Annotated in this window: 10 protein-coding genes; 4 read left to right on the top strand and 6 right to left on the bottom strand. The window is 36.3% G+C overall.

Features of this window, described 5'->3' with window-relative positions; all coding sequences use genetic code 11:
* Nucleotides 1-145 precede the first annotated feature (145 nt).
* Complete coding sequence (locus ABJ955_RS00735; RefSeq protein WP_347372690.1) at nucleotides 146-1,459, bottom strand: Y-family DNA polymerase; 1,314 nt, start codon at nucleotides 1,457-1,459, stop codon at nucleotides 146-148.
* Nucleotides 1,423-1,788, bottom strand: coding sequence for a S24 family peptidase (locus tag ABJ955_RS00740; protein ID WP_347372691.1), 366 nt, complete (start codon nucleotides 1,786-1,788; stop codon nucleotides 1,423-1,425). Before ABJ955_RS00740 ends, ABJ955_RS00735 begins: the two co-directional genes overlap by 37 nt.
* A gap of 122 nt (nucleotides 1,789-1,910) precedes the next feature.
* On the opposite strand from ABJ955_RS00740, the gene ABJ955_RS00745 reads away from it, so the two are divergent.
* Nucleotides 1,911-3,335 (top strand): L-serine ammonia-lyase, encoded by a 1,425-nt coding sequence (locus ABJ955_RS00745; RefSeq protein ID WP_347372692.1) that lies wholly within the window; start codon nucleotides 1,911-1,913, stop codon nucleotides 3,333-3,335.
* Between the two features lie 3 nt (nucleotides 3,336-3,338).
* Here ABJ955_RS00745 and ABJ955_RS00750 read toward each other — a convergent pair whose 3' ends face one another.
* On the bottom strand, nucleotides 3,339-3,797 hold the full coding sequence (locus ABJ955_RS00750; RefSeq protein WP_347372693.1) for a nuclear transport factor 2 family protein: 459 nt from the start codon (nucleotides 3,795-3,797) through the stop codon (nucleotides 3,339-3,341).
* 61 nt (nucleotides 3,798-3,858) lie between these two features.
* Between ABJ955_RS00750 and panB the strand changes: the two genes are divergently transcribed.
* Together panB and ABJ955_RS00760 are read left to right on the top strand one after the other, a co-directional pair.
* Entirely contained in the window at nucleotides 3,859-4,677 is an 819-nt protein-coding gene (gene panB / locus ABJ955_RS00755; protein ID WP_347372694.1) for a 3-methyl-2-oxobutanoate hydroxymethyltransferase, read from the top strand.
* A 104-nt stretch (nucleotides 4,678-4,781) separates the two neighbouring features.
* The gene (locus ABJ955_RS00760; RefSeq protein WP_347374342.1) at nucleotides 4,782-5,480 is read left to right on the top strand and encodes an RNA pseudouridine synthase; all 699 of its coding nucleotides are present in this window, start codon (nucleotides 4,782-4,784) and stop codon (nucleotides 5,478-5,480) included.
* A gap of 23 nt (nucleotides 5,481-5,503) precedes the next feature.
* On the opposite strand, the gene ABJ955_RS00765 is transcribed toward ABJ955_RS00760, so the two are convergent.
* From ABJ955_RS00765 to ABJ955_RS00775, 3 genes are all read right to left on the bottom strand, one after another.
* On the bottom strand, nucleotides 5,504-6,631 hold the full coding sequence (locus tag ABJ955_RS00765; RefSeq protein ID WP_347372695.1) for a DUF2891 domain-containing protein: 1,128 nt from the start codon (nucleotides 6,629-6,631) through the stop codon (nucleotides 5,504-5,506).
* A 102-nt stretch (nucleotides 6,632-6,733) separates the two neighbouring features.
* Entirely contained in the window at nucleotides 6,734-9,601 is a 2,868-nt protein-coding gene (locus ABJ955_RS00770) for a pitrilysin family protein (RefSeq protein ID WP_347372696.1), read from the bottom strand.
* Between the two features lie 99 nt (nucleotides 9,602-9,700).
* Nucleotides 9,701-11,242, bottom strand: a complete 1,542-nt coding sequence (locus tag ABJ955_RS00775) for a YifB family Mg chelatase-like AAA ATPase (RefSeq protein ID WP_347372697.1) — start codon at nucleotides 11,240-11,242, stop codon at nucleotides 9,701-9,703.
* A 385-nt stretch (nucleotides 11,243-11,627) separates the two neighbouring features.
* Between ABJ955_RS00775 and ABJ955_RS00780 the strand changes: the two genes are divergently transcribed.
* Nucleotides 11,628-12,380 (top strand): LytTR family DNA-binding domain-containing protein, encoded by a 753-nt coding sequence (locus tag ABJ955_RS00780; RefSeq protein WP_347372698.1) that lies wholly within the window; start codon nucleotides 11,628-11,630, stop codon nucleotides 12,378-12,380.
* The last annotated feature ends 6 nt before the right edge of the window (nucleotides 12,381-12,386 follow it).

Genomic DNA, 12,386 nt, shown 5'->3' on the forward strand with positions numbered 1-12,386 from the left:
TTATTATTTATTTCTAAATTTTTTATTTACGGACTGTATAAGACAATGATTGTGCCAGCGAAAAGATTATGACATGATGGCAGAGATTCATTAAAAAGTAGCAATAGCAATAGTCAAGCACTAAATTTCAAATATCAATGCTCCTTCAATTATTTTTAGAATTTATCTTTAGAAGCTCCCCCCACTGCGTAGTATAGCGTGAGCTTCGTTCTTTTTTAATAAGTTCCCACTCACTAACGCGTGTTCCAACCAACCCTGAAGAAATAGTGGCTTTTCCAAACTTCTGATTGATGGCATCAAAGGTTTCTATAAGTCTGGGATTGTTCAACTTTGAAGGTTGATGAAACAGATTGCCTTGTATGTAATCCTGTGGAATAATTCCTGTAAGGTTCACCCCTACTTTTTTATAGCGATATCCCGGTTTATAAATTGCTATTAAAGCCTTTCGCGCAGCAGAAATAAGCTTAAACGTATCATTTGTTGGAATGTCCAGGGTAATTGTCAGGCTGTTTGAATATTGCTTATCTACGTTGCTATGATAATTGGTTACAATAAAAACCTGAATATGGGTAGCACAGGATTTTTGAGCACGTAGCACTTCACTTACTTCACTAATGTAATAGGCGCAAGCCTCTTCAATACGCTCTAAATCGGGCAATTTTATTCCGAAGGATTTTGCAGTTCCAATTCCCTTTTTGGGAGGTGGCTGGGTTACAAATTCAGTACACGATTCGCCTTTAAGCTCACGCCATGTACGCTCCCCTACCACAGTCATTTCTTTTCGAACCCATTGTAGCGGTAATTCCGTAAACTGAAAAGCATCAAAAACGCCTATATTTTTTAAGCGTTTAGCATGCTTGCTACCAATACCCCAAACATCACCAATTTTACACCATTTTAATGCTTCTATCCTTTTTTCTTCGGAGTCAATTACAAAGACATGATTGCTTTTTGCTATTTTCTTTGCCATTTTATTAGCAAGCTTAGACAGTCCCTTTGTCGGGGCAATTCCCACTCCGACTGGCAATCCTGTATTTTTAAAAATAGTATCCTTTATTTGATGTCCGTACTCTTCTAAAGCAATATTTTTAATTCCAGATACATCTGCAAAAGCCTCATCGATACTATACACTTCTACATTAGGAGAAAATGTCTCTAAAATATTCATTACTCGCTGCGACATTTCGCCATAGAGTGTATAATTGGAAGAAAAAAAATTCACTTTATGTGCTATTAACTGTTCTTTAATTTTAAAAACAGACTCAAACATGGGGATATCTGCAATGGCTTTAGCCTCTTTATTGGCGGCAATTACACAACCATCGTTATTACTGAGTACCACCACAGGTTTTCCCAAAAGATCGGGGCGAAAAACTTGCTCGCAGCAAGCGTAAAAACTATTACAATCTACCAAAGCAATCATCAAGCGTGATGAATTATATAAGTGATAATTCCCCATACAGTAAATTCTTCTTCAGAAAAACCACGTGGAATACGCTGTATTTTAAATTCTCCATCCTGAATAACCAACGCTAAAGCATCAAAGTTACGAGCTAAAGAGCGGTCAATAATCAACACATCTTTATCTAGAATAGTATGCTCTTTAAAAGCATCTCCATCAATCCTTACAAAAAATGTAGCATCCCTATTTACTATCAACTCTTGGTTTAAATCGATTGTTGGCTCTAAATAATGTGTAGCGGGGCTTGCAAAACCAGTTTGTTTTGAAACACCAGGTTTATGCCTGCTTTTTACCTTTGTGAGTTTCCCAGATGTGACTATTTCCATGATTCAAAAATAGGAATATTTCCTATTTTATGGAATAATTCCAGTAATAATTATTAACAATTAATCTATTCCGTTTAGCAGATTATCTTAAATTTTCTTAGGTTTGAGTCAAGATTGAATTTATGGAAAGTATTAGTGTTTTTGACATGTTAAAAATAGGTGTGGGCCCGTCAAGTTCGCACACATTAGGGCCTTGGCGCGCTGCATTAAGATGGATTGAAGAGCTTAAAGAAAAAAACCAGTTTGAAGATGTCGTGGGAATATCCGTAGACCTTTACGGTTCGTTATCGCTTACCGGAAAAGGGCATGCTACAGATATTGCTGTAATGCTAGGCCTTTCTGGTTTCGACCCAGTAACATTTCCTATTGAAAATATTGAAAAAGAAATTGAGTATATCAATTCTAAAAATACAATAAAACTAAACGGTGAATTGGAGGTTTCCTTTTTTCCGAAGGAAAACATTATTTTCAATCGCAAGTTTTTAGAGTTTCATCCCAACGGAATGACTTTTAGAGCAAGGCTAAAAGACGGTTCTAAAAAATCTTCTTCATTTTATTCTATTGGAGGTGGATTTACAGTAAAAAAAGAACGAAAACGCAAAAAAATAAAGCAAGAGAAATTTGCAAGATTTCCATTTCCTGTGGAAAAAGGCACAGAACTTCTTGCCTATTGCAAAGCGGAAGGAAAATCAATTTCAGAGCTAGTACTTGAAAACGAAAAATCGCTTAGAACCGAAGCTGAAATAAACGACAGTTTAAAGAAAATATGGGATGTAATGCTAGATTCTATGTACGTGGGGGCACATACCGAAGGCACTTTACCAGGAGGACTCAACGTAACGCGGAGAGCATTTGAGATGAATAAAAACCTTATAGGCAGCACTCAATACACAAATGCTGAAGAATGGACGGCTGCAATTAGAAATACAGAAGTTAAGTTTCGTCAGATTCTTAAATGGGTTTCCTGTTTTGCACTTGCCGTAAATGAAGTAAATGCATCCTTAGGCCGTGTAGTTACTGCCCCAACAAATGGAAGCGCAGGTGTAATTCCTGCTGTTATGATGTATTATATGGTAATTGAAAACCACGATGCAAACTTTGATGATGTCAAGAAGTTTTTACTCACAGCTGGCGAGATAGGAAGTATTTTCAAGAAAGGCGCAACTATTTCAGCAGCAATGGGTGGCTGTCAAGCAGAAATTGGCGTTTCATCCTCAATGGCTGCAGGCGCCCTCTGTGAATTAATGGGCGGTACTCCCGAACAATGCTTAATGGCTAGTGAAATAGCAATGGAACATCATCTTGGACTAACCTGCGATCCAATTGCTGGTTTGGTACAAATTCCGTGTATAGAACGCAACGCAATGGGCGCCATAAAAGCTATTAACGCCTGTGAAATGGCACTAGATAGCGATCCAAGCAAAGCGAAGGTTCCTTTAGATAAAGTGATAGCCACTATGTGGGAAACCGCAAAAGATATGACTTCTAAATATAAAGAAACCAGTGAAGGTGGCTTGGCGGTTCAAGTGAATATTAGTGATTGCTAACCCTTAATTACAACCATCTTTTCTTCGAGAATCGATGATGTGGATTATTTTCCAACCATCATCAAGTTTTGCCAATGTGAAGGAATTAGCACCACAATGCATTAAACTTCCATTGAACCAAAATTCATAAGGAATCCATATATGCGCTAAATTCCCATCAATTTCTACTTTATAACTTAACAAACGCTCTTCCCATTTCTGGTCTGCTGGGCGATTTGCTATATTATTTACAAAACCATCTGGATCATCGTTATTTATTTTATGGGTTCCTTTTTTATCTGTATATGCAGTTTGCATAACCATACCTTTTGCCATTACAGATTTCATTACAAGCGTATCTCCACTATGAAATCCTTCAAAAAAAGTATTGATTATATTCTTGGCATCTTCTTCAGAAAAAGCGTTTTGTGAAAATGAATTTATAGAAACAGTGAACAATAATAAAAAAACAAAAAACTTCATAAGTATATATTAAAAGTGTGAACTTCAAAATTAGTACTTTTATCCTTCAATTGTTACATATATGTCAACTGCAAAAAAAGAATATAAGCGTATCACCACGAAAACCTTGGTAGATATGAAGAAAAAAGGGGAAAAAATTTCCATGCTTACTGCCTATGATTTTACAATGGCGAAAATTGTAGATAGCGCCGGAATAGACGTAATTTTAGTAGGAGACTCCGCCAGTAATGTGATGGCTGGCCACGAAACTACGCTCCCAATAACCTTAGATCAAATGATTTATCATGCGGCTTCCGTAGTTCGTGCTATTGACCGTAGTTTGGTGGTGGTAGATTTACCCTTCGGAAGTTACCAAAGTGATCCTAAAGAAGCACTACGTTCTGCAATTAGAATTATGAAAGAAAGCGGGGGGCATGCCGTAAAACTTGAAGGTGGAAAAGAGATAAAAGAGTCTATAAAACGCATCTTAAACGCTGGAATTCCTGTGATGGGGCATTTGGGATTAACCCCGCAATCCATCTATAAATTTGGAACATACACCGTTCGCGCTAAAGAAGAAGAAGAAGCTGAAAAACTAATTGAAGATGCGCTTTTGCTTGAAAAAGCAGGGTGTTTTGCAATTGTTTTAGAAAAAGTACCCGCCAAACTTGCTAAAGAAGTTGCAGAAAAAATAAGCATTCCCGTGATTGGTATTGGCGCTGGAAGTGGCGTAGATGGTCAAGTTTTGGTAACACACGATATGCTTGGAATGACACATGAATTCAACCCGCGTTTTCTCCGTAGGTATCTAGACTTATATACTGACATGAAAAATGCGTTTAGTAAGTATAGCGAGGATATAAAACGTGGCGATTTTCCTAATGAAAGTGAACAATACTAAAGATATCAAGCACCAAACTCCAAATAAAACTCAAAAAGCAAATCCGCTATTAAGATGGACCGTCTTATAGACTTATAGACTTCTAAACTTTAATTTTTTAGCTTATTAATTCAAAAGCACATAGCACCAAAGACAATCTTCAGGTTTTATTTGAAGACAATCACCTAATTGTTATTAATAAACGTCCAGGCGATATTGTACAAGGCGATAAAACAGGCGACGCCCCACTTTCTGAAGTTGTAAAAGAATATATAGCTGAAAAATACAACAAGCCTGGCGCCGTTTTTTTGGGTGTGGTTCATCGTTTGGACCGTCCTACAAGTGGGATTGTTATGTTCGCAAGAACTTCTAAAGCCTTGACACGTTTAAACAAAATGTTTTCAGAAAGAGAAACAGAAAAAATATATTGGGCTGTTGTTAAAAATATCCCTCCCAAAACGGAAGATACGCTAGAACATTTTTTAAAGAGGAATACAAAACAAAACAAATCGTATGCGCATAGTAAAGAAGTACCAGATAGCAAAAAAGCAGTGCTTCATTACAAGCTTCTAAAAAAACTGGATAATTATTATTTAGTAGAAATTACTTTAGAAACCGGAAGGCATCATCAAATTCGCTCACAATTATCGGCAATTGGTTGTGCTATAAAAGGAGATTTAAAATATGGCTTTGACCGCAGTAATGCCGACGGAAGTATTCACCTTCACGCAAGAAAATTGACCCTACTTCACCCAGTACAAAAAGAGAAAATTAGCATTAAAGCTCCTACCCCCGAAGATGCCATTTGGAATGCATGTAATTAAGTTTTTACACCTTTAAAAGACAGCTATTTTTCGTGCAGTGCATTCAAGGCATATATTGCAAAGCTCCCTAACCAGTGACCGCCTTCATAACTATCACCCACTAGGTTTGGGTACGAATATGCTAGGTGTTCGTTAGCAGTATTTTTAAGATGATTGTATTTTGGAAACTCTTTTGCCAAGCCATAAAAAACCCATGCGCGACTAAAATTCAAACCATCCAAATGCACTAGTTTTCCATCGGTACGATCGCTAACCTCTCCTACATTTAAATGATAGTTTTTAGCTGCAAGTTGTGGTAAAAAAGTATCCATCCAAGTTAAAAATTCTTCCGAAGAGAGTACGCGACGCATAATATCTATTTCTTCCAAACAAGGAGAAAGGAAATCATAACCACTCGGTTCCCAATCAATTGGGCAGTTTACATCTGTAAAATAAAAATCGCGTGCCCGTTCATTAATTAATTGCTTTAACTCTATATCGTTTACAGCATTCGCATAATCGTATGCAAATGTGAGTCCGAAAGCAGTATTTGTATGTTCCCCAACGCGGATTGGATAGTTTAATTTTGGAAGGAATTCTTTATACCGAAACACAATAATGTCTGTTAATGGTTTTAGATTTTGTTCCAACTCTTTGGCCAGGGGGTCATCCCAGTTGTGAAGTGTTTCTGAAAGCTTCAATAACCACGCCCAACCATAGGTTCTTTCAAATGATTTATTTATGGGTTTTTCAAAATAAGCTACTTCAATTGCGACATTTTCGGCTGTAATTTTCTCTTTTAATATCTGCCGAACCGCTTCAGCCTTCTCCATATCTGGAAATTGCTGCACTAAGGTTACCATAGACCAATAGCCATGTACGGCGCTATGCCAATCAAAACATCCATAAAAAATAGGGTGTACCGAAGCTGGCTCCACTAGATCTGCTTTACTCTCTAAAGTTTCTCCTGGCTTATATGGATACGCTGTGCCCACACAATGTAATGGAAGCTCAATTAACTTATTTGCTGCTGCCAAGGTGAAGGTTGGTTCAGCAAAAGTTTTTATAGCAAGCTCCTCATTATTAATTGGTGTTTTAGATGTTTCAATTTGATTGTTGTTGCAACTAAAAAAAAGAAATGCAACACTAAAAAGCAAATAGTATTTAACCATAACATATAATTTCAACTAAAGGTAAAAATATAAAACTACGAATGCACGAATTAAATAATCAATTCGTGCATTCATGGTTAATTTTATAAGACAATTAAAATCTTATAATTTCACATCTTTAAGTTTTACTTCTTCCCCATTTTTATCGAGAAGTTTTACTTCATCAAAGCCCATTTTTTTGAATTGCGCATATTGAGTTGCAGCATCACCAACAACCACATAAGCCATTTTAGAGGCATCCAAATATTTATTTGCCAAAGCTTTATGCTGCTCTAGAGTCATGTTTTTAACTATTGCCTCTTCGTTTTCAATATAATTAGAAGGTAAATTATATTCATTTATTTCTTGTAACATTCCTAAAAGGGAACCTTGAGTTTCAAAGCGACGTGCATTCGATTTTATAAGTGCATTTTTAGTGAATTCAAGATCTTCAGGTGAAATTCCTTCTTTATACTTTGAAATTTCGTCTCTAAAAATCTGAACAGATTCGCCTGTTGTATTGGTTCTAACGCTTGAAGAAGCAGTAAAAGTTCCGGGTATTTTACTTCCGCTGAAATTAGTTCGTGCACCATAGGTATATCCTTTTTCTTCACGAAGAATTAAGTTTACATTTCCTGAAAAGGAACCTCCTAGTTTATAATTCATCACTTCTGCAGGATAGAAATCTTTATCCGTACGTGGCAATGCAATATACCCTATATCGATAACAGACTGCTTGGCGTTTGGGATATCTACAAAATATAAGGAAGCTTTATCGCGGTTATTTGCAACTGGATATTCTGGGATTATAACTTCTTTTGCAGCCCACTTTTCTTCCAAGCTCTTTAAATCTTTCAGTACATTATCTTTATCAATTTTTCCAACAACTTGGAATGTGCTTATTGAAGGTGAAAAGTTTTTGTTATAAAATGACTTTAAATCTTCCATTGAAATTTCTTTTACAGAATCAACGGTTCCATAGGTTGGATAGCTAAAAATATGATCTTCACCATAGAGCAATTTGCTGAAAACTCTATTTGCAACCACATTCGGGTTCGCATCTGAACGCTCTATTTCATTAATCGTTTTTGTTTTAATTCGCGCTAGTTCAGCTTCATCCCATCGTGGTTCCAGAAGTATTTCAGTAACCAAATCCATTGTTTTATTGAAATTTCGAGTTAAAGTATTTCCGCGAATTACAATAGATTCATCAGTTGTGTACATGCGTATACTTGCCCCCAAAAGGTCAATTGCTTCTTCTAATTGCTCTGGCGTTTTATTGGCGGTACCTTCCATCAGGATATCGCTCATTAAATTTGCAACCCCATTTTTTTTCATATCGTCTAGCAAGTGACCGCCTTCAACTACGAAACTAAAGTTTACTGTTGGAATTTCGTTTTGCTCAATTCCAGAAACTTTCAATCCGTTTGCTAAAGTTGCACTCCACATTTCAGGAATTTTCAATGCTGGTGTTTCCCCTTGAACTGGTGGTTTAGAACGGTCAAACTTAGAAGGCGTTTTAACTATTTCCGTTTTTGCTTCTTCCACCTTTTTAGTTACATTTTCTTTAATTTCTTCTTCAACAACTGCGGCTTTTTCAGAATTTTCAGCAATAAGTTCAACTTGTCCTTTAGGAACAAAGCTTGTCATTACATATGGCTTACCTTTTATGTATTTATTGTAAACCCGCAGTACATCGCCTTTTGTGACTTTTTTAATATTTTCAATATCTTGAGTAATAAAATCTGGATCGCCAGCAAAAACATTGTAATTAGCAAGTTGGAATGATTTTCCTAAAACACTGCTTATCCCGTTGTAAAATTGCGTTTCTAAGCCAGCTTTAATCCTTTCAATATCACGTTCGGTAACGCCATCTTTTTCAAACAGGGTAAAAGCTTCAGAAATACCTTTTTCAACCTCATCAAGATCAACACCATTGTTTGCAGTAACTTTTATTTGAAAATCGCCAGCCAATTCACTTGAATTATTATAAGCACGTGGCCCAGCGGTAAGGTCTTTTTCTTTTACTAATACTTTGTAAAGTGGGGCTTTTTTTCCTTCGGAAAGAATTTCCCCCAAGAAATCTAAGGCATACGCATCATCGGTGTATTGCTGTACAGTTGGCCAAACCATATTTAACTGTGGCGCAGTTGCAAAGTTATCTTCATGATACAATCTTTTTGTTTCTGTAAGTGTAACCAGTTGAGGTTTTAGCGGTTCCACTTCTTGACGACGTTGTATTTCACCAAAATATTTTTCAATCATTTTTTTGGCTTCGTCTGTATCAAAATCTCCAGCCAGAACTAAAGTGGCATTATTTGGACCATAAAATTGATCGTAAAACTCTTTTACATCTTCCACTGTTGCGTTTTGAAGATCTTCTAATTCACCTATAACCTGCCAGTTATATGGATGGCCTTCTGGATAAAGACTTTTGTCTATCACCCAACTCGTGTGCCCATATGGATTATTATCTACCCGTTGACGCTTTTCGTTTTGTACCACTTCCTGCTGGTTTTCAAAAGCTGCTTCTGTTACTGTATTTATTAGATACCCCATTCTGTCGCTTTCCAGCCACATTACAGTTTCCATTGCATTTTTTGGGACTATTTCGTAATAAACGGTACCATCTTTCCAAGTGCCACCATTCAACGTTCCTCCAGCATCTTGAATTGTTTTGAAGAATTGATCCTGTGGTACATTTTCAGATTCTTGAAAAAGCATGTGTTCAAACAAATGTGCGAATCCAGTTCTTCCTGTTTTTTCACGATTAGAACCAACACCATATTGAATGGCAAGTGAAACAATTGGGTCACTTTTATCTAGATGAAGAATAACATCGAGTCCGTTTTCGAGTTCATATTTTTCAAAGGGAACAGAGAGTTTTGCATTTTCATCTGCGCTGGCAGTTTTTTCTTTTTTGCATGAAACAGCAAATAGAGCAATGGAGATCAAGGCTACAAAGCTCACTTTAAGAGATTTTTTAAACATAATGGAATTTATTTTTAGAAAGCTTTAAAGATACTATGCGAAGCTGCTTTTATTCTTAAAAATAAGTTAAAACGACTTGGGGCTTCTGAAAATGAAACATTAACCAAACCACCCATCCCGATCCAAGCTTCTATATTGAATGGCTTCCGCAATGTGAGTGCCGTTTATTTTTTCGGAAACTTCCAAATCTGCAATGGTTCTAGATACTTTTAATATACGGTCATAAGCACGAGCGGAAAGATTTAAACGTTCCATGGCGGTTTTTAAAAGTTGAAGTGAAGTTTCGTCTAGCTTACAAAATTCACGAATCTGCTTTACCCCCATTTGAGCATTGTAATGCACATTTTCAAACATTAAGAAACGTTCAGTTTGAATTTTTCGAGCATTGGTTACTCGCTTACGAATAATAATACTAGATTCTCCACGACGTTCTTCGCTTAATTTTTCAAAAGGAACTGGTGTTACTTCTATATGAATATCAATACGATCCAATAACGGTCCTGAAATCTTACTTAGATACCGTTGCATTTCTGCAGGGGAAGACATTACTGGCGCATTTGGATCATTAAAGTAACCACCAGGACTTGGGTTCATACTAGCTACCAACATAAAACTGGAAGGATAAGTAACTGTAAATTTTGCACGCGAAATGGTTACATCTCGATCTTCAAGGGGCTGCCGTAATACCTCCAAAACACCACGTTTAAATTCAGGCAACTCATCTAAAAATAAAACCCCATTATGTGCCAAACTAATTTCGCCTGGCTGTGGGTATTGTCCCCCGCCAACAAGTGCCACGTCGCTAATAGTATGATGTGGACTTCTAAAAGGCCTTGAAGTCATAACCCCACTACGTTGCATAGTGCGACCAGCAACACTATGAATTTTGGTTGTTTCAAGACTTTCTTGTAGCGTCATTGGTGGCAAAATACTGGGCAAACGCTTAGCGAGCATTGTTTTTCCAGAACCAGGCGGACCTATTAAAATAATATTATGGCCACCTGCAGCTGCAATTTCCATGCATCTTTTTATGGACTCCTGCCCTTTTACATCTGCAAAATCAAATTCTGGATGCTCCAAATGGTTGTAAAATTCGGCTTCTATATCTACTTGGGTTTGTTCGAGCGCACTGTTTTCATTAAAAAAATTGATTACTTCTTTAATGTTATCAATTCCAAAAACTTCAATTCCTTCAACAATAGCTGCTTCTTTTGCATTTTGCTTCGGAAGTATAAAACCTTTAAAACCTTCTGCTTTTGCTTTTATAGAAATTGATAACGCGCCACGGATGGGTTGCAAGTTTCCGTCTAAAGACAATTCCCCCATAATAATATACTCAGAAAGTGGGTTTTGTTCTTTAATCTGACCCGTAGCCACAAGAATTCCCATTGCCAAAGTAAGGTCGTATGCAGAGCCTTCTTTTCGAAGGTCGGCAGGAGACATATTGAGAATCAATTTCTTCCCAGGAATTTTATACCCATTATTTTGAAGGGCGGCGGCTATCCGAAAATTGCTTTCGCGAATGGCATTGTCTGGCAATCCAACCAGGTGATATCCAATTCCATTATCAACATTTACTTCCACAGTAATTGTTGTGGCTTCTACCCCAAATACAGCACTTCCATAAACTTTTGTAAGCATAGAATTGAATATTTTAAAATGAGGGAGTCTAGTTTAAGAAAGGTACTACTTTTTATTAAAACAACACCCTCAAAACACAACTTAACAGACTAAAATACAATTATCTACAACAAATTCTTACAGATTCGACTTCACTAAACAAGCTAAAAAAAACTGCTCTTAAGGGTATAAAAATGATAAACTGCCTCCCTTTAATTTAGTTCATTTAGTAGCGGTTGAAATTAAAAGGTAAACAAAAAAATGTGAAATACTTATAATTTATATAAATTCAAAATAACGCTAAACTCTTCTTTTTAAGGAAACAAACGACTGTTCATCAATTGAAAACAACTATCCATAAATTTAGCGACAATAGATTCTCAAATAATATACTTATTTTGCTAACATGATAAAAGCAATTTTAATAGACGATGAGGAAAGAGCGCGTCGTGTGTTAAAAAATTTAATCGAAACCTATTGCACAGATATTCAAGTAGTAGCTGTATGTAGTAATATACCTGAAGCTGTTTTAAAAATAAATGAGTACCAGCCTGATGTTGTTTTCTGCGATATAGAAATGCCTGAATACACTGGTCTTGAATTACTTAATTTTTTCAATGAAATAAATTTTGAACTTATTTTTGCAACGGGTTATAGCGAGTTTGCCCTACAAGCATTTGAAGTTTCTGCTATCGATTATTTACTAAAGCCTATACAAATTGACAAGTTGGAGAATGCGGTTAAAAAATTAAAAGAGAAACTGCATAGCGCCACTATGCATGACCGTCTTGAGACTCTTAAGGAAAATTTAAAAGAGAATGTAATTCAACGCATTGCACTTCCTGTTTCTGATGGACTTATTTTTGTAGAACTCACCAAAATTTCATTACTAGATGCAGACGGAGCTTATACTAAAGTATGGCTTAAAGATGGCACCAATATACTAGTAAGTAAAAATTTAAAGTTTTTTGAAAACCTTCTTGGAAACCGAGAACAGTTCTTTAGAATACACCGTTCATCAATTGTAAATCTAAACTCCATAAAAAAATACAGTAAAGCTGAAAGTTATATCCTAATGGATAATAATACGGCAGTAAAAATTGCCCGCGACAAAAAATCTGAATTTGAAGACTACCTTACTGTTTTAAGACTTCGCTAAAAATGT

It is taken from the genome of Aequorivita sp. Q41 (assembly GCF_039831855.1).
In the GTDB taxonomy this organism is placed as follows: Bacteria; Bacteroidota; Bacteroidia; order Flavobacteriales; family Flavobacteriaceae; genus Aequorivita.